We start from the raw sequence: 15,920 nt of genomic DNA, 5'->3' as shown, positions 1-15,920 counted from the left end.
TAAGCATCAAAACTATGTTTTCAAGCCTCTTCTGCCTGGTAATGTCTATCAAAACCACAAAACCTGCTGGCTTACCCTGATAGGTGATGGTGTTAGCAAAAGTAAGGGTATACCTTATCTCCCCAGTTTTCCTTAAAATTTTTAATTCCTTATAAACTCTTGTAAACCTCTCCCCTCTAAGTCTTCTTTCCTTCACGGATTTGATATACTCTCTTTCTTCAAGAGGAAAAATATCCAAAATACTCATCCTGTTTAACTCTTCTAAGGAATATCCGATAAGTTCTAAGAAAAACTTATTAGCATAAACTATGTTTTCCTGATAAATCAGCACCCCTACCGAAGGGGCCTCTAAAATAGCCTTAGCTATATCTTTAAAATGAGCCCATTCTTTAGTTTGTAGTTCAGAAATCCCCATCCTAAGCCCTCTTTGTAGATCTTATATATTTAAATATTACAATACTATACAAAAAAATCTAAAAAAGGTAAAGGGAAAAATTTAAAGTTTTATATCCAAGAAACTACTTCACGGATTGGTTTTCTATGAGGAGGAGTAGGAATTTTGGCAGGATATCCCATAGGGATAAGGGCTACAGGTTTTACTTTGTTGGTTAAACCGACTATCTTTTTTACCGCTTCCTCGTCAAAAGCTCCAACCCAGCAACTACCAATTCCTAAAGAGGCAGCAGCTAAAAGCATGTTTTCTATGGCTGCAGCTGTATCTTGCAGACAATACAACTCTTCTCCTCGTTTACCATAACGGGAGCTTGATATCCAGGGCAACGCACATACTACGATAACTACCGGTGCCTGTGCGATAAAAGTTTGGTTTAGGGCTGCGATAGATAAAAGTTTTTTTATTTCTGGGTCTCTCACCACGACAAAATGCCAGGGCTGAAGATTACCGGCTGAAGGTGCCCAGATAGCAGCTTCTAAAATAAGCTTTAAATCGTCTTCTGGAATAGGGTCTTTTTTAAACGACCGGATACTCCTTCTGTTTTTAATTACCTCAAGTACTGGGTTTAATCCCATTTTTTCCTCCTTAATCACAGAACTTTTAATTACAGCTTACGTATTTGTTTAAAATATTTAAAAAAGCTCCTGCTGATTTAAAACCTATCATTTTTTCTATCACCTTACCCTCTGGGTTCAAAAGGTAGGTGGTAGGAACTTTAGAAAAATCTGGAAAAAGCTTGTTAAGGTTAGCTGGAGCGAAACCAACCTCATAAGTTAATTGTTTAGAGTTCACCAATTTAGGAAGAAGATATCCTGATTCTTTGTCTACCATAAGAGACACCACCTGCACCTTAGAGGCAGGACAAACTCTGGATACCTTGTTTAAGGCATTTAATTCTATCACACAAAAAGGACAGTAGCTTGCAAACAGATTGAGTAACACATACTTTCCTCTATGGTTGGTAAGACTATGTTTTGCTCCTGTATAGGTATAATATTCAAAATTAAGAGATGAGGCATAACCAGAAGAAACACCAAGAAATACACACAAAGCTAACACCATCAAACCTTTCCTAAAACTCATTTTCAATCCTCCTGATATAGTTTTATATTTATTAATATAACATCTCAACTATTTTATCCAAGGGGTTTGTTTTATTAGCTAACCTCAAAAATTTTTCCGTTTTCTAACTTTAAAATCTCATCTCCAACCGTAAAGGCAAAGGGACTATCGTGAGTAGCTATAACTATGGTAGTGGCTTTTTGTTCTTTGATCTGAATTAAAAGTCTTTCGATAAGTTTTGTATTCTCAGTATCTACAAAAGCTGTAGGTTCGTCTAAAAAAAGAAACTCAGGTTTTATCACCATCGCCCTTGCAAGGCCCATCCTTTTTGCCTCTCCGCTTGAAAGGGTTAATGCGTTTTGCTTTTTTTTATGAGACAGTCCTACAAAATCAAGCACCTCTTCTACTTTAGAGTTTATTTCTTTTTTGTTAAAACCCCTTATTTTTAACCCATAGGCTACGTTATCAAAAACTGAAGTATTAAAAATGCCTACCTCAGGAAATACATAGGTAATTTTTCTAAGAAGGTTAATATCTTTAGATAAAATCTTATTGGTTGAATTGTAGTAATGGACCTCCCCTTTATCAGGTGTTTCAAGCAAAGCACAGATTTTTAAAAAGGTGGTTTTTCCACTTCCATTAGGCCCCATTATTACGTAGACTTTTTTCTCATCAAACACATAGGATAGGTCTTTTAAAACGGTTTTGTCCCCGTATCCCTTCCAGAGGTTAGAAATTACTAGTTTTAAACTCATGGGTTGGTTCTTATTTCCTTTTTTTGAATATAGTATAACAAAAGATTAATCAAAAAGGAGATAGAAAGAAGAATTATACCTAAAGCAAGGGCAAGCTCGAAGTTTCCTTTATCGGTTTCCAAAGCTATGGTGGTGGTCATAACCCGGGTATAACCGGCTATATTTCCTCCTACGATCAAAATAGCTCCTACTTCAGCCATTACCCTTCCCAATCCTCCCAAGATCCCTGTAAATATCCCATAGCGGGCTTCCTTTATCAAGGTCAAGGCAATCTGAAAAGGGGTAGCTCCAAGGGTTTTGGCCGTAAGTTTGATTATAGGACTAACCTTTCTTACAGAGGCTTGAGAAATAGAAGCCACTATAGGAAAAGCCAGGATAAACTGTGCGATTACCATAGCGGTAGGGGTATAAAGAAGGTTTAAAAAACCTAAAGGCCCACTTCTTGAAAAAAGCATATAAAGAAAAAGACCAACCACCACAGGAGGCAGCCCCATCCCGGTGTTTAAAAAAATTATGATAAAACTCCTACCTGGAAAATTTTTCATTCCTAAAAACGCCCCAAACGGGACTCCCAAAACAGAAGCTAATAAAAGCGCAGAAAGAGATACCTTTAAAGAAAGTAGAATGATCTCAAGAAGCTCTTTATCTAAATTAACGATAAGTAAAAAGGCCTGTTTGAAAGCCTCTATCAAAAAATCCATGGCTACCTATACTTAGGGATAAAAAGTACGTTTCCCAAGTTATCTTTAAAAGATCCTATGAGTTTTTGTCCCTCAGGAGAGGTAATCCAGTCTATAAATTTCATAGCCCCTTCATAGTTTACATAGGGATGCTTTTTGGGATTTACCGCCATCACACTATACAGGTTATAGAGAAGAGGGTCTCCTTCAAAGAGGATGGTTAAATATTTTAAACGGCCTTTCATAGCAAGCCATGTTCCCCTATCAGTAAGGGTGTAAGCGTCTTTTTCGTTAGCTATAAATAAAGTCTTTTCCATCCCCTGACCAGACTCTAAATACCAGGGTTTTCCTTTAGGATTGAGGCCTGCTAATTCCCATATTTTCAGTTCTTTAAAATGGGTTCCTGACCTATCTCCTCGGGAAACAAAAAAAGCTCTGGCTTGGGCAATCTGTTTAAAAGCTGAAACTACCTTTTTACTCCCTTTTATCTTAGCTGGATCATGCTTAGGGCCAACGATGATAAAATCGTTATAGCACACCTCCTTTCTATTAACAAAAAACCCTTCTTTTATGGCTTGAAGCTCAAGGTCTTTTGCATGAACAAACACTGCATCCACATCTCCTCTTTTCCCCATTTCAAGCACAGCCCCTGTGCCTCTGGCAACCACCTTTACCTTTATTCCAGTCTTCTTTTCAAACTGAGGTAAAAGATAACTTAACAGTCCTGAATTTTCTACAGAAGTGGTTGTGCCAAGAATTAACATTTTACCTTTAGCAAAGACAGAATCTGTAAAAAATAAAAACAAAAAAACAACAAACAAAATAGCTCTTATTTTCATGCTATCTACCTCCTCCTTGAGGTCTTATTTTTAAGTGTTTTTGTATAAATTCTAGAAGACCTTCTACTCTTACAGAAAAATCTAAAAAAAAGAGGTTTTCAGACCATGGAAGTTTCACCCCATCTTTTAAGGTGGTGAGATAGTTTTCTTGAGACGATAGTTTAAAGTTTCGATAATCGTAATGGTCTGGAAAAGCGATAAAACGTTTTATTCTAAGACCTAAACGTTTTACGATATCCAAAAACTGGGTATTATCTCCAAGCCCACAAAAGGCTATAAACTCTTTTTGTGGAGGAGACACAGGCTCTAACCTGTAATTTAAAACCTGCCAGTTTTCTCGGTAAAGCTTAAACACTGGTTTTTGGTCAAACTCAAAATCAAAAGGGAAAAGTTCTTGATAGGTAAGGATAAAGGCGGTAGCTCTTTTTAATCCTGAAAGAGGTTCTCTTAGTTTTCCAAAAGGTAATACCTTTTGGGTCAGGTCTTCTTTTTTTAAAAGCACAAGGTCTATGTCTCTAAAAAGCCTTCTGTGTTGAAACCCGTCGTCAAGAAGAATAAGGTTTGCCCCAAACTCTTTAACCGCTCTTCTGGCCCCTCTTACCCTATCTTCGTCAACGATAATCACCAGGTCCAAACCTTTTTTCTCAAACACCTTAGCCAAAAAGTAAGGCTCATCCCCTGCCTTTTCCACCGGCTGAAGAACTTTTTTTTGAAAATAAACTAACTGAAAACCCTTAGATCTTCTTTTATAACCTCTTGATACGATGGTTACCTTACCTAAACAAGAAAGCTTTTCAGCCAGATACCTTACCAAAGAGGTTTTTCCACTGCCACCTACAGAAAGATTCCCCACCGAAATAACCGGGACCTCTAACTTAAAACTTTTTAAAACTCCCAGGTCATAAAGACAATTTCTTAGGATTATTAACCAACAGTATGGATTCAAAAGATTTAGCATTCCTTAAAAAAACTATGTTTTGTTTGAGAGTTCTTTTTATTTAAAAGGTCTTTTGTTCCCATCACAAAAAAAATGACCCCACCTATGATAGCACTAAGATACTGGCTGAGTATCCTCCAAAGCATGGCAAAGATCCCTATGGACTCAACAGTTAAAAAATCTTTAAAAACTACTATCGCCCCTAATTCTCCTACCCCACTTCCTCCTGGGGTAGGACTTATAAAGATAGCATAGAGTAAAGGTAGTTGGTTTGAAAACAAAGCCCAAAAAGGGGCTTCTTGACGAAAAGCCTTAACCAAAAAAATTCCTACCATAAGAAAGGAGATGTACATAAAAAGACTAAAAAGAATGGCTAAAAAATATACTTTTTTATGGAGTTTAAAGAAATTTTTACAAATGAGTAAATATTTCAAAAAATTAAACTTTAACCTAAACAAAAACGAACCAGAAACAATCTGAGGTCTTTTTTTAAAAATAACCTTTCCTACTATAAAACTCAAACCAAAAATAGCCAACAAACTTCCTATTATCAGTAAAAGCTCTAAGGCCTTTTCAGGATGCTTTACGAGATTTTCTAACATAAAAGGGAAAAACAAAAGATAAAAAACTAAACCGGCAAAACCTTTGAGGGTAATTACACTCAAAATCTGAGCTATCTCGCCTCCTACCCTTCTTAACGTATAAAAGGGAAAAATCTCACCACCTAAATGAGCAGGGGTTATGGTAGCTCCGAAGGTGCTTACCAAAGAAACCTGATATCCATACCAAAAAGGATACCTAAAACCCAGAGCCCTTGAAATAAAAAACACCCTCAAGTTATCAAAAGTATGAAAAGAAAACAAGGATAAAAGAGAAAAAAGCAGATGCTTTTTGTTTAAAGAAAAAAGAATCCCTTTTAAATTAGGCGGAATATGTCTCACAAAGATGTACAAAAAAGAAAAACTTACTACCAAAAGGGTTAAAAATATTCCGTAAACGATATTTTTATACATATAAAGTTATAAATATCAAAACCTAACAATTTACAATCATTTATTTTGTGTTATGATTAGGTATTTATCATTTTACCCTTAAACTCCTCTTTAGAAAAGGGGGAAATATGGAACGAAAAATTTTATGGGCTCCCTGGAGAGGCGAATATGTATCAGGTAAAAAAGACCCAGGCTGTATATTTTGCCCTCCTGAAGGGAATCTGCCTGATGAAGAAAGACTCATACTTTATAGAGATCCTTTTGTTTTGGTTATCATGAATAAATTCCCTTATAATGCCGGGCACCTTCTGGTAGCTCCTAAAAGACATGTAGCTGAACTCGAACAACTAACCCCTGAGGAGGTCACCGCTTTGATGAAAATGGCTCAAGAAGCCATCAAGATTTTGAAAGAAGTCTTCAAACCCCATGGGTTTAACGTTGGGTTTAACTTAGGGAAAGTGGCAGGAGCTGGATATCCTGACCATCTACACCTACAAATAGTCCCCAGATGGGAGGGAGATGTTAACTTTTTGGCTGTCCTTGATGAAATAAGGGTAATTTCACAACATCTCTTAACCCAATACCATATCTTATTTCCCTATTTTCAAAAAATCAAACTCTAACGTTCTGTAAAGATATACATTGTCAAAAGTTTGACTTTTTAGCACATAGGCTATCGATAAATTACATAGGAAACCTTTCAAGAAATCCGGTTTTTTTTGTCTTTAAAACGGTATGCTTTTTGATAACTAATGCTATAGTAAAAACATTAGACCTTTATTTTGGAGGAAATAATGCTTACCGTTCAAGCCAAAACCAAACTAAGTTTTGAGTTTAACGGTTATCAATTTAACCTAAAACCTGGGGAAAAGCTGCTTTTTGCTAACGATGTATTTGCTCTTTTACCTAAAGTTCTTCAAAGTCAGTTTGAGAAAACCCATTCTGCCCTTCCTCCTTTTTATGATGGAGAAGACCTAAACGAAAAAACCCTTTTTGTGTTTATGCAAGGTGCCATAGGGGATGTGCTTTGTTCTACGGTGGCTTTACGTGAAATCAAAAGACGCTATCCAAAAAGTAAACTCTGGGTAAGTGTTTCTGGAAGGGCTCGTATAGTCTTAGAAAACCTGCCTTATATAGATAAACTTTTACCTCATCCTGCTCCTATAAAAGAGGTGGTAAAAGCTAACTACATGGTTAAGGCAGTAGAAATGGTTAATTCCCCTCATTTTGATAACCTAAACATGGTTGAATGGTTTTTATGGAAGTTTAAGCTTTACTTTGCTGAAGACGAAACCCCTGACGTTTGGGTTGACTTAAACGTGGTAGAAGAGATGAAAAAAATATTTGAAGAAATCAAAGAGGTTTCTGGAAAAGACAAGGTACTGCTTTTTCACTATCTTGCTTCTTCTGTCCACAGAACCCTTCCTCCTAAACTCCTTAAAGAAATAGAAGACTTAATTTCTACAGAGTTTGTTCCTGTGATTTGTAGTTTACCTGACGAAGATTTGACAGTAGAGGTGGCCCTTGATGTTTACGGGATAAAAGCAGCCAACCTTTCTGCTTTAATGAGAGACCTCAGGTATTTAATAGCCGCTATCTATTTATCTGACGCGGTCATCACCGCAGATACCTCTACTTTACATATAGCAGGAGGCCTTAAAAAACCTACGGTTTTTATAACCGGTCCCATTGAAGCCAAACTGAGGGCTAATACTTATCCTACAGTTATTCCTGTAAGACCTAATTATACAGGACAAACCTGTAAAGCTCCCTGTGGGGTCCATGCTATTAATGAACCCTGTTCTGAGGCTAAGGTTAAACATCAGTTTTACAGCCCATGTATCGAAAGTATCCCTCCTAAGGTGATTTATTTTGCTTTAAAAGATGCTCTGTTAGCCTGCCAGGAAAACCATGAGAAACCAGAAAGCTGTCCCTTGTGTAGTTTTAGCGGACCTTTTAGCCTGTTTGAGGTTATAAACCAGTACCGCATTTTTGAATGCCCAAGCTGTGGACTTCAATTTGGTTATCCTCGTAAAAGTATGGATTATGATACAGCCTATGAAAAAACAATTGACGACCTTTTAAGTTTAGGGTCTATGACTTATGAATGGGCTCAACAATTAGAAAAAGAAGAGGTCAAAGAACTAAAAAAATGGAAAAGTCTTCCCAGGTTTAACGTATTGCTTCCTATTTTAGAGGTTTTACCTAAGGGTAAACTTTTAGACGTAGGATGTTCAAGTGGTAATTTCATGCTGATTGCTAAAGCTAAAGGGTTTGAGGTTTATGGAATAGATGCGAGTGAAAAAGCGGTTGAACTTACCAAAAAATACTACAAACTTAGGGTAGCTAAAGCCTTAACCTTTGAAGAACTCCCTTCAGATTTTAAAGGTCCCTATAAGGTAATCACAGCCTTTGAGGTAATCGAACATGTAGAAAACCCTTTAACCTTTCTTAAGGAAATCTACGAACTTTTAGAAGAAGGAGGAGCCACCATCATCAGCTGTCCTCCTTATTTTGCTTTTAAACATTTAGCAAAGTCTTATCTAAAATACCAGTGGTGGGGTCATGACTATCCACCTCATCACATAAACCGTTTTAAACCCTGGACTTTGTATTATGGCTTAAAGCTTGCCGGGTTTGAAGAAGTAGTTATTTTTACAGAACCTTTAATCCCAGGGACCGTGCTTGAAGGAATAACTCCTAAAAGCGCCGAGGTAGAGTTAGATGAAGGACAAAGACTTTTCATTCCTTCAAGATTTACGGCTAATCTGGTTTTAGCAAACCTCACCCCTCTATATATCAACGCACGATACTTAGGAAACTTTCAGTATGCTATAGGGATAAAAGGAAAAAGTGGGCTTAACTGGGAAAAAATTATTCAAAGGGCGATCAGTGTTTCTGCGGTAGACATACTGTGGAAAGATGATAAAATCTAAAAAGGAGGGTTAATAATGTTTACTCCGTCTCAACTTTTTAAAAATCCTGTTATCCTTGAACCAGAAGAACATAAAAATTTAAAGGTTCTAAAACCTGATAACTATTCCTTTATGGAAGGGGTAGAAATCATACCCCTTGGCTATTCAGAAATACTTTCGGCTACGATGTATTATCCTGTGTTTTTTGGTATGTCTGAGGGGATGGTTTTTCCTTTTGCTGTGCTTGGGGTCCAGGGCAAGAATCCTTATTTAACCAAGGAGGGAAGTTTTAAGATAGACTATATTCCCAAGTTAGTAAAGCTTTATCCCTTTGGGCTGGTTTATCTTAGAGAAGAGGGGGAAGAAAACTTTTTGGTTGCTGTGGACGGGAAATTTACCACAACCGAAGAAGGAGAGGCCCTTTTCACCGAAACAGGAGAAGATACTACTTTTTTTGCTGAGGTAAAAAAAGAACTTACCGATTTGGCTTTAGACTTAAAAAAAGCCTTAGAGTTTAGTCTGGATATTTTGGAAAAGGATTGTATCGCCCAAACGTCCTTTGTGATGAACGGACCTTTAGGAAAGGTTGAGTTTAAAAATCTGTTTCTTGCAAACATCGAAACTTTAAGACGCCTTCAGCCTGAAAAACTTTATTATCTAAATACCTCAGGATACCTTCCCGTGCTTTATGGAGCCTATTTTAGCGTTAGAAATTTTAAGATTTTTGAGCTATTGTATAGTGAAACCATAGAAATTTATTAAACTTTTATACGTTATCCTTGTTTTGGTTCTTTTGGGCTAAGGCTTTTTCTATTTCTTCGGCGATCTCCATACAGGTTTTTTCAGGAGAAAAAGCTTCTCTGATAGGTCTTCCTATAACAAGATAATCTGCACCAGAAAGGATGGCTTCATAAGGTGTAACTACCCTTATTTGGTCGTCCTTTCTTGCCCCTTCCAACCTAATACCCGGGACCACGGTAAACAACTCGGGATAAACTTCTTTTATCTGAGAAGTTTCTCTGGCTGAACAGACTATCCCGTCACAACCTGTTTGATAAGCAATCTTGGTTAACCTTAGCACCAGGTCTTTAACCTCTCTTACCAGTTCAGCGTTAAAGCCTAATTCCATAAGGTCTGCCCTCTCAAGGGAGGTTAAAACCGTAACAGCTAATATTTTTAGGTTGTTGTAAGCGGCACTTACCGCGCTTTTCAAACTTTCTTCTCCAGAAAGGGCATGAACTGTTATCCAATCAACCCCCAGATTAGAAACTACCCTTACCGTCCTAAGTACAGTGTTAGGAATGTCGTTTAGTTTTAAATCCAAAAAAATTTTGTTATTGCTTCTCTTTTTTATTTCTTCTATTACCTTAGGACCACAACTTGTATAAAGCTCAAAACCGACTTTAAAGACCCCTACCAAGTCCTTCAGTCTGTCTACCCATCTCAAAGCCTCATCTATAGTAGGCACATCTAAAGGAAATACTATCCTATCACGAGGGTTCATCATGGTTCAACTCTTTTATTTGGGTTAGAAATTCTTCTACGTCTTTAAAGTCCTTATAAACTGAAGCAAAACGTATATAAGCCACCTTATCCCAAGCCTTTAAAGCCTGCATTACCCGTTCTCCCAGATATCCAGAAGGCACCTCTTTTTCTCCCCTTTGAATAAGGTCAAGCTCAAGCTCGTTTACAAAACTTAAGATAGCCTCTTCGCTGATAGACCTTTTGTGACAAGCCTTTCTTATGCCTGAAATAAGCTTTTCCCGATTATAAGGTTCTCTTCTTCCATCCTTTTTAACTATCATGATATCTAACTCAAGTTTTTCATAGGTAGTAAACCTGTATCCACAATTGGTACATTCTCGCCTTCTTCTTATGGTATACCCTTCTTCTATAACCCTTGAGTCTATGACTTTGGTTTCTAAGACCTTACATCTTGGACATTTCATAGAGAATTATTATACTTTATTTTGAAAATTTTTAAATTATACGCCTCTTTAAATAATTTAGACTAACTTGATAATTTTAGCCACAAAAAAGCCTACGGCATCTATTTTATGAGTATAATACCTTTTAGTAAGCCTTAGGTCTGGATGATAAGGTTTGCCTTCCCATTCAGTAACTCCTTCATGATAAGGAAGAGGAGAAACCCAATCTACCAGTTTAGCCTGTCTTTTTCGCAAAAGATAGTCTACTACTTCCTCGTTTTCTTTTGGGTTTATCGTACAGGTGCTATAAACCAACACCCCTCCTGGAGATAAAAGGTCAAAGGCTCTTACTAACAAACCCTTTTGAATAGATTGAAGGTTGGTTTTACCATGTCCTTTTTGATAAAGTATTTCACCTTCAAGCCCTACCCTATATCTTCCTTCTCCAGAACAAGGGGCATCGACCAACACCTTATTAAAAGGAATCCCAAAGGGAAACTGCTCCCCTCGATAACGGGTAGTTATGGCAGAGGCAACCCCTAAACGTTTAAGGTTGGCTACCAAAGCGGTTAAACGGTCTACCCTTTTGTCGTTAGCTACTACGGTAGCTTTATCTTGGGTTATGATGGCTATAAGACAAGTTTTTCCTCCTGGAGCTGCACATAAATCAAGCACTAAATCTCCTGGTTGAGGGTCAAGGGCTATTATAGGAAGACTACTCGCTAAGGTCATCGAATGGATTAAACCTAAACTATACTCCTCTAAATTTCCTAACGAAACCTCTTCGTTGTTAACCACCCTATAAAAATAAGGAACCTCTTGAACTGACTCAAACTGAATGTTTTTTTGTCTTAAAATTTCTAAAAGACGTTCCTTCTCCTCGTTAGTTCTTATCTTTAAGGTGTTTATGCAAAAATACTGACGATGCTGTTTTTTTAAACACTCTAAAAACTCCAAATAATCAGGGATCAAATCCTGATATTGTGCAAAATACTCTTTATAGTCCAAAGGTCTATGGTTTTTAACCCTTTCCTTTCCCATTTAATAAAACCTCTTTAAGCTCGGTATGGTCTTTTACTATCAGGTCTGCTAACCTTAGGTGCTCCTCAGATAAGGTGGTAGTAATAGCTACACAAAAAAGGTTCGCCCCTTTGGCTGAAATCACTCCTGCAGGGGAATTTTCTACCACCAAACCTTGATTGATCGAGGTATTAAAAGCCTTTAACGCCTCTAAATACGGATCTGGATGAGGCTTTCTTTTCTTTATTCTATCCCCTGTAAGTACTACCGAAAAATAAGAATAAAAACTCTTAGGTAAAACTTTCTCTAAAATTTCTACATGAGAGCTGGTAACCAGGGCTAAACCTTTCTTTTCTTTTTTTAAGGTTTCTAAAATACCTGGAACCTCAGGAAAAGGTTTGACTTTCGAGGCATAACGACTAAGAAAAATAGCCTTTTGTTTTTTAAAAAGGTTTTCAAAAAAATTTTTGTCTATGGTAAACCCTTTTTGCAAAAAAATATCTCGGACCATCTCAAACTCTATAGCCCCTTCGTATAGATACACCTCTTCTTCTTTAAACTTTATACCATATTCAGCCAGAGCCTCTATCCAGGCTTTGGCATGATAAGGCATACTGTCTATCAGAGTTCCGTCAAGGTCAAAAAAAACAAAAGGTTTCATATGTGTGGCCCTCTTTTTAGTCCTTATTTAACGATTTTTCGACATAAACCTCAAATTGAATGGGATCAAGTCCTTCCAAGTTTATCAGTTTTTTAGGTTGAGTTTTTCCTTTGAGAATTTTTATCTGCTTTTCTGGAATATTAAAAACTGTGCTCAAAAATCGGATTAAAGCTTCGTTAGCTTGGTTGTTTTGAGGTTTAGCTTTAAGCTCTACCTCTAAAAAATTAGGAAGTTTATGACCCAAAATCCGGTCTTTCTTCTTTTCTGGATGAACCTTTATCTCTAAAACCATAACAGGGATTTTAGAAAAATAGATATCTGGTTACTAAGTACTGCATTAGATTTTGAACAAAGTAAATCAAAAAAATCACCACTATAGGGCTTAAGTCTAAACCAGCTATCGGTGGAATAATCCTTCTTGCTGGGCCAAGCACAGGTTCGGTTACCCTGTATAAAAACCTTACTACCGGATGATAGGGATAGGGATTTACCCAAGAGATAATACACCTTGCGATGATAATCCAAACATAAACACTTAACAAAAGGTCTATCACCTGGTAAAGAGATTTAAACAAAATACTTAACATTTAGGCTTCCTTTTCTTTTTGTTCTTTTTTTTCATAGGCCTCTATAATTTGTTGAACGATAGGATGTCTTACTACGTCACTCTTAGTAAAGTAAATAAAAGAAATACCTTCAATACCCTCAAGAACTTCCATAGCCTCAAGAAGACCTGATTTTTTAGGATCAGGCAAATCTATCTGGGTCACGTCTCCGGTGATAACTGCTTTAGAGTTTTGCCCAAGACGGGTCAAGAACATTTTCATCTGCTCAGAGGTTGTGTTTTGAGCCTCATCCAAGATGATAAAGGCCTCATTCAAGGTTCTTCCTCTCATAAAGGCTAAGGGAGCTATCTCTATCGCCCCTTTTTGAAACAACCTTGCCACCTTATCAAAGGAAAGCATATCATAAAGAGCATCATACAAAGGCCTAAGATATGGATTAACCTTTTCTGCAATGTCACCAGGTAGAAAACCTAATTTTTCTCCTGCCTCTACCGCAGGTCTGACTAAAATAAGTCTGTTAACCTCTCCTTTCATCAGGTAAGAAACCGCCATAGCAACAGCCAAATAAGTTTTTCCCGTACCAGCAGGTCCTATCCCAAAAACTATTTCAGACCTTCTGATGGCCTCTATATATTTTTTTTGCGTAATACCCTTAGGGGTAATAACCTTACGCCCTGAGGTAACAAAGATGGTATCTAAAAAAATCTCCTTAAGGTTAGCTTTGGGGTTTTCAAGGATAATCCTTGAGGCATATTCTACGTCTGAAGGATAGATGGTGTAACCTGATTTTACCAATCCATAAAGCTCGGCTATGGTTTTTTCCGCAAGCTCAAGGTCTATAGGCTCTCCTTTGATAAAGATGTGATTACCCTTAAGGGAAATCTGAACCCTAAAAAAATTTTCTAAAATCTTAAAATTGTTCCCCCTTTCGCCATAAAGGGTCCTAACGATAGGATACTCCTCTAAAACGACTTCTTTGGTACTTAATTCTGGTTTTACTTCCTGTAAACTCATCAATCCATTACACCTCAACTTTAAAATTTAGTTAGTTAAATAATAAATAATAAATTGAGATTTTCAAGTGCTTAAAAAGAAACCTCTGTGGGGTTTTGTTTTAGAATATTCAACACTAAATTTAAATTTTAGCAGGTAAAAACTGAAAGGTTAGTCATTTTGACAAGCTTTACCAGTTTTTAAAAAAGCTCTATTTTGGGGGCTTCTTCTTTGATTTTGGTCTCTTCATTAAAAACCTCAGCCTGAACTCTTTTATGGTCTGCCATGATATAATTTTGTTTCACTTTCTCAATCAAAACCTTTATCTCCTCAGGTTGTTCTTCTTCATCAGGGTTATCTACCCAGCGTAAAAGTCTTCTGTTATATTCAGAAATCTCAGAACATATCTCACAAAGCTTTTCAAGTCGTTGTCTTACCACATCTTGGAATTGAACCTTCCCAAGCAAATCAGAGATGGTGTTTAAAATGATGGTATTTTTCTTTTCTATCTCACCGACAAGTTTTGCAATCAAACTACCTACCTGTTCCAAATCTCTCTCCATTTTTTGTGTTGATTGTTTCACAGCCTCAAGCATCAAAGAAAGCTCTGTGCTTTTTAACTGGTCATAAAAAATTCATAGCTTTTATCCATTTCTTCCTTTAGTGTTTTCATTTTAGAAAGAATATCCTTTACTATACTCTCAGTTTTTATCGCAAGTTTCCTTATTTCATCAGCAATCACAGAAAATCCAGCTCCTGCCTTTCCAGCACGAGCTGCCTCTATGCTTGAGTTTATGGCTAAAATGGTTATCTGTTCGGAGATGTCTTTAATGTGGTTTAAAACAGTAAGCATTAAGTCTACCTTTTGCTGTAAACTGTAAATTCTGCCAAAACCCTCCTGCAATTTTTATAGTTTAAACAGCACTGGACAACCATAAAGAAAATTTGCTTGGTTAAGATTAAACTGCACTTTGGTGCCTGCGGTAAAGAGTGGTAAAGTTCTGGTAGACAAAAAAAGCCCAAGTTCAAGTTTTGGAACTTTAAAGTCTTGTTTAGAGATAAGAGTCGATGTGGAGCTTGATGTTGAACTTCATTTTAAAACAATTTGAACCCATACCAAGTTGAGTAAATTCCCCACAAATTGGCAACTAAAATATTTATAATAAATTTTAAGTTAACTCAAAAACTTCGTCAAGATATAAATTACCCTTGTAAGTTCACATTGTCCTAAATTTTCCGATAGAGAGTAAAATAAAAATTTTTCTATAATTTTTATCCAAATACCATTTCCAAATATCATTTTCAAATCTACCCATTTTCTACCTACAACCTATTCTTTGCAACAATTTTACCTGGTTTTAAAAATATTACTCCATATCCTCTTTTAAACTCTCAAACACAGCCTCGTCCGATAAGGCGCGTGAAGATGGTTTGAATATATTGATTACAAAAACTTTACCGTGTTTCTGCCTAAAGACTTGGCATTATAAAGTGCCTGGTCTGCTATATCAATAAGTTCTTCTAAAGATTTGTCTGGATGTAAACCCAAAGAGGTAACTCCAAAGCTTGCGGTAATCTTAATTCCGTCTACATTAGCTTCTTCAAGTTCTTTTCTCATCTCTTCTGCCTTCCTAATCACCTGTTGGTAGTCCATATGAGGGCACACTATCAAAAACTCTTCGCCTCCATACCTTATTCCATAATCTGTCTTTCTTATGTTGTTTAAAATGATCTGAGCAAAGGTTTTGATAACCTTATCTCCGGTCAGAGGGAGTAGAATATAAATTGTGTCTTTTAATAAAATAAAATATTAATAAAATATTTTAGAGGCATAATAAAAATTTTTAATATTTTTTAAATTAATGATAACATAAAACCTAAAAGACTAAACTAACCAGGAGGTCTGTAAAATGGAAAACTTAGACTTAGATTTAGAAAAAGTTTTAAGTGAAATCTCAAAAATTGAATCAAAAGAGGGTATCAAAATGGCTGCTGCACTCCTCTTAAACGCTCTCATGAAAAAAGAAAGAGAAATATTCCTTAGAGATAGTATTGATAATAAAGCTAATGGTTACTATGAAAGACAACTTGCCTGTTTCTTAGGTAACCTTGGTATCT

22 protein-coding genes and 1 pseudogene are annotated in these 15,920 nt (G+C 36.6%); 5 read left to right on the top strand and 18 right to left on the bottom strand.

What is annotated here, in order from left to right; genetic code table 11:
• The 8 genes from H529_RS0108730 to H529_RS10750 form a co-directional block, all read right to left on the bottom strand.
• Positions 1 to 415: PAS domain S-box protein (locus H529_RS0108730; RefSeq protein WP_028843160.1), on the bottom strand; the 415-nt coding region annotated here is incomplete at its 3' end.
• 89 nt (positions 416 to 504) lie between these two features.
• Positions 505 to 1,029 carry a nitroreductase family protein gene (locus H529_RS0108725; RefSeq protein WP_022856121.1) on the bottom strand — a complete coding sequence of 175 codons (525 nt, stop codon included), beginning with the start codon at positions 1,027 to 1,029 and terminating at the stop codon, positions 505 to 507.
• A gap of 25 nt (positions 1,030 to 1,054) precedes the next feature.
• The gene (locus H529_RS0108720) at positions 1,055 to 1,537 is read right to left on the bottom strand and encodes a TlpA family protein disulfide reductase (protein WP_022856120.1); all 483 of its coding nucleotides are present in this window, start codon (positions 1,535 to 1,537) and stop codon (positions 1,055 to 1,057) included.
• 74 nt (positions 1,538 to 1,611) lie between these two features.
• Positions 1,612 to 2,271: an ATP-binding cassette domain-containing protein gene (locus H529_RS0108715; protein ID WP_022856119.1), complete on the bottom strand. Its 660-nt coding sequence runs from the start codon at positions 2,269 to 2,271 to the stop codon at positions 1,612 to 1,614.
• Positions 2,268 to 2,972 carry an ABC transporter permease gene (locus tag H529_RS0108710; RefSeq protein WP_022856118.1) on the bottom strand — a complete coding sequence of 235 codons (705 nt, stop codon included), beginning with the start codon at positions 2,970 to 2,972 and terminating at the stop codon, positions 2,268 to 2,270. The genes H529_RS0108715 and H529_RS0108710 overlap by 4 nt, the downstream gene beginning before the upstream one ends.
• A 2-nt stretch (positions 2,973 to 2,974) precedes the next feature.
• On the bottom strand, positions 2,975 to 3,790 hold the full coding sequence (locus H529_RS0108705) for an ABC transporter substrate-binding protein (protein ID WP_022856117.1): 816 nt from the start codon (positions 3,788 to 3,790) through the stop codon (positions 2,975 to 2,977).
• A gap of 1 nt (position 3,791) precedes the next feature.
• Positions 3,792 to 4,748, bottom strand: a complete 957-nt coding sequence (gene lpxK, locus H529_RS0108700) for a tetraacyldisaccharide 4'-kinase (protein WP_022856116.1) — start codon at positions 4,746 to 4,748, stop codon at positions 3,792 to 3,794.
• Positions 4,742 to 5,740: a flippase-like domain-containing protein gene (locus tag H529_RS10750; RefSeq protein ID WP_022856115.1), complete on the bottom strand. Its 999-nt coding sequence runs from the start codon at positions 5,738 to 5,740 to the stop codon at positions 4,742 to 4,744. Before H529_RS10750 ends, lpxK begins: the two co-directional genes overlap by 7 nt.
• A 107-nt stretch (positions 5,741 to 5,847) precedes the next feature.
• Between H529_RS10750 and H529_RS0108690 the strand changes: the two genes are divergently transcribed.
• The 3 genes from H529_RS0108690 to H529_RS0108680 all read left to right on the top strand — a co-directional run bounded on the left by H529_RS0108690 (position 5,848) and on the right by H529_RS0108680 (position 9,396).
• A complete protein-coding gene (locus tag H529_RS0108690; protein ID WP_022856114.1) occupies positions 5,848 to 6,342 on the top strand; it encodes an HIT family protein in 495 nt (164 codons plus the stop codon).
• 171 nt (positions 6,343 to 6,513) lie between these two features.
• Positions 6,514 to 8,655, top strand: a complete 2,142-nt coding sequence (locus tag H529_RS0108685; protein ID WP_022856113.1) for a methyltransferase domain-containing protein — start codon at positions 6,514 to 6,516, stop codon at positions 8,653 to 8,655.
• A 15-nt stretch (positions 8,656 to 8,670) separates the two neighbouring features.
• Complete coding sequence (locus H529_RS0108680) at positions 8,671 to 9,396, top strand: SapC family protein (protein WP_022856112.1); 726 nt, start codon at positions 8,671 to 8,673, stop codon at positions 9,394 to 9,396.
• A gap of 4 nt (positions 9,397 to 9,400) precedes the next feature.
• On the opposite strand, the gene pyrF is transcribed toward H529_RS0108680, so the two are convergent.
• From pyrF to H529_RS0108635, 9 genes are all read right to left on the bottom strand, one after another.
• On the bottom strand, positions 9,401 to 10,141 hold the full coding sequence (gene pyrF, locus H529_RS0108675; protein ID WP_051132425.1) for an orotidine-5'-phosphate decarboxylase: 741 nt from the start codon (positions 10,139 to 10,141) through the stop codon (positions 9,401 to 9,403).
• Positions 10,125 to 10,583 (bottom strand): transcriptional regulator NrdR, encoded by a 459-nt coding sequence (nrdR, locus tag H529_RS0108670; protein ID WP_022856110.1) that lies wholly within the window; start codon positions 10,581 to 10,583, stop codon positions 10,125 to 10,127. Before nrdR ends, pyrF begins: the two co-directional genes overlap by 17 nt.
• A 57-nt stretch (positions 10,584 to 10,640) precedes the next feature.
• Complete coding sequence (locus tag H529_RS0108665; RefSeq protein WP_022856109.1) at positions 10,641 to 11,603, bottom strand: NOL1/NOP2/sun family putative RNA methylase; 963 nt, start codon at positions 11,601 to 11,603, stop codon at positions 10,641 to 10,643.
• The gene (locus H529_RS0108660; RefSeq protein ID WP_022856108.1) at positions 11,584 to 12,243 is read right to left on the bottom strand and encodes an HAD family hydrolase; all 660 of its coding nucleotides are present in this window, start codon (positions 12,241 to 12,243) and stop codon (positions 11,584 to 11,586) included. Before H529_RS0108660 ends, H529_RS0108665 begins: the two co-directional genes overlap by 20 nt.
• Positions 12,244 to 12,259: 16 nt before the next feature.
• A complete protein-coding gene (locus tag H529_RS0108655; RefSeq protein ID WP_022856107.1) occupies positions 12,260 to 12,535 on the bottom strand; it encodes a DUF167 domain-containing protein in 276 nt (91 codons plus the stop codon).
• A gap of 10 nt (positions 12,536 to 12,545) precedes the next feature.
• The gene (locus H529_RS0108650) at positions 12,546 to 12,830 is read right to left on the bottom strand and encodes a YggT family protein (protein WP_022856106.1); all 285 of its coding nucleotides are present in this window, start codon (positions 12,828 to 12,830) and stop codon (positions 12,546 to 12,548) included.
• Positions 12,831 to 13,823 carry a PhoH family protein gene (locus tag H529_RS0108645; RefSeq protein WP_022856105.1) on the bottom strand — a complete coding sequence of 331 codons (993 nt, stop codon included), beginning with the start codon at positions 13,821 to 13,823 and terminating at the stop codon, positions 12,831 to 12,833.
• Between the two features lie 179 nt (positions 13,824 to 14,002).
• Positions 14,003 to 14,398 carry a hypothetical protein gene (locus tag H529_RS0108640; RefSeq protein WP_028843157.1) on the bottom strand — a complete coding sequence of 132 codons (396 nt, stop codon included), beginning with the start codon at positions 14,396 to 14,398 and terminating at the stop codon, positions 14,003 to 14,005.
• A gap of 20 nt (positions 14,399 to 14,418) precedes the next feature.
• A complete protein-coding gene (locus H529_RS0108635; protein WP_022856103.1) occupies positions 14,419 to 14,655 on the bottom strand; it encodes a methyl-accepting chemotaxis protein in 237 nt (78 codons plus the stop codon).
• Between the two features lie 121 nt (positions 14,656 to 14,776).
• Here H529_RS0108635 and H529_RS12115 point away from each other — a divergent pair, with 121 nt between their 5' ends.
• The gene (locus tag H529_RS12115) at positions 14,777 to 14,911 is read left to right on the top strand and encodes a hypothetical protein (protein WP_268745239.1); all 135 of its coding nucleotides are present in this window, start codon (positions 14,777 to 14,779) and stop codon (positions 14,909 to 14,911) included.
• Positions 14,912 to 15,246: 335 nt separating this feature from the next.
• Here H529_RS12115 and H529_RS11510 read toward each other — a convergent pair whose 3' ends face one another.
• The gene (locus H529_RS11510; protein ID WP_281166829.1) at positions 15,247 to 15,570 is read right to left on the bottom strand and encodes a GGDEF domain-containing protein; all 324 of its coding nucleotides are present in this window, start codon (positions 15,568 to 15,570) and stop codon (positions 15,247 to 15,249) included.
• A gap of 142 nt (positions 15,571 to 15,712) precedes the next feature.
• Between H529_RS11510 and H529_RS10740 the strand changes: the two are divergent.
• Positions 15,713 to 15,920: pseudogene (locus H529_RS10740) on the top strand (IS256 family transposase); the annotation flags it as partial.

Source organism: Thermodesulfobacterium thermophilum DSM 1276, assembly GCF_000421605.1.
Lineage (GTDB): Bacteria > Desulfobacterota > Thermodesulfobacteria > Thermodesulfobacteriales > Thermodesulfobacteriaceae > Thermodesulfobacterium > Thermodesulfobacterium thermophilum.
Note: the sequence above shows the minus strand (reverse complement) of the source record. Positions and strands in the feature narration are given on the sequence as shown.